The following is a 983-nucleotide window of genomic DNA, read 5'->3' on the forward strand; positions in this document are numbered from 1 at the left end:
TTGAACAACTTGCCGGGATGAACCTGGTGGTTGCCATTGTCTGTAATGGTCAGGCGCTGAACAAGATTATCCTGCTCAAGTCCATCGGGAGAATTCATAACAACAACGTCAGCATCCTGATGCTGTTTATTAATCGTTTGCAGAGTCACTAAAACATCCTGATCGGAGGCAACAAACTTCAGATCAAATGCAGAGGCTGATTGAAAGGCAGGACTTAAAACGGAAGAATGGCTGACCTGTTTGTTATGAATCGGGGAAGAGGAAGCTTTCTTCTTATGTCTACCTAACTGAGAGAGAGTATGCCTGACTTTCATGACTGAATCGGAATTGCGTTTTCTTTTTCCACCACCAAGTGACGCTTTACTATCTGGAGACCTTTTCCTTGTAATAGAGTGAAATGGCTGCATTTCTAATAACCCTTGTGCTGTCTTCCCCGAATCACTGAACATATCGACAGCACAAGCCATTTTGGGTTCCACACCTCCCTCCTTTCCGGCCTGCTCGCCCATTACTTTCGCATAATGATGGCGATTGGATTTTTTCGCTCTTCAAGGAACAACGTCGGGAACATAGCCCGCTACGTGATCAGGGTTGTAACGCAGCAAGGGCGGAAAAGACGCCGCCAGACTATGCGAAAGCAATGGTTTGGGGCTTATATGACCGCATGTGTTTCCTATATGCCTGTACTTAGGGTACTGAGATACTGCTAATATCCAGTTTCAGTCCATTGATAAATTCCTGAGCGATAGTCGTCGAATCGTCCTCACCAAGAACTAGAGCATTGTGGGATTGGAAAGCTGTTCTGAGGTAATATCCGTAGATGTCCCAATCATAATAACTCGTTACCTTTTTCATAAGCGCGTTCAACTCAGCCGCTGATTGAGGAACATGGTGCCCCATTTGATGCATCGTAGGTCCGACCTGAGCATCAAGCCAACAGACAGTCACCCCTTCTCCGTTAACATGAGCTGTCTGATACAAAT

At 45.8% G+C, this 983-nt stretch carries 2 protein-coding genes; both read right to left on the bottom strand.

The genetic code is table 11. From position 1 onward, the window contains the following. A partial coding sequence (locus tag E1189_RS01475) for a hypothetical protein (protein WP_155158328.1) occupies positions 1-479 on the bottom strand: 479 nt, incomplete at its 3' end. A gap of 208 nt (positions 480-687) precedes the next feature. Continuing rightward, positions 688-983, bottom strand: a 296-nt coding sequence (locus tag E1189_RS24745) for a hypothetical protein (protein WP_230459961.1), incomplete at its 5' end; no start/stop codon positions are given.

It is taken from the genome of Parendozoicomonas verongulae, assembly GCF_009711465.1.
Lineage (GTDB): Bacteria > Pseudomonadota > Gammaproteobacteria > Pseudomonadales > Endozoicomonadaceae > Sansalvadorimonas > Sansalvadorimonas verongulae.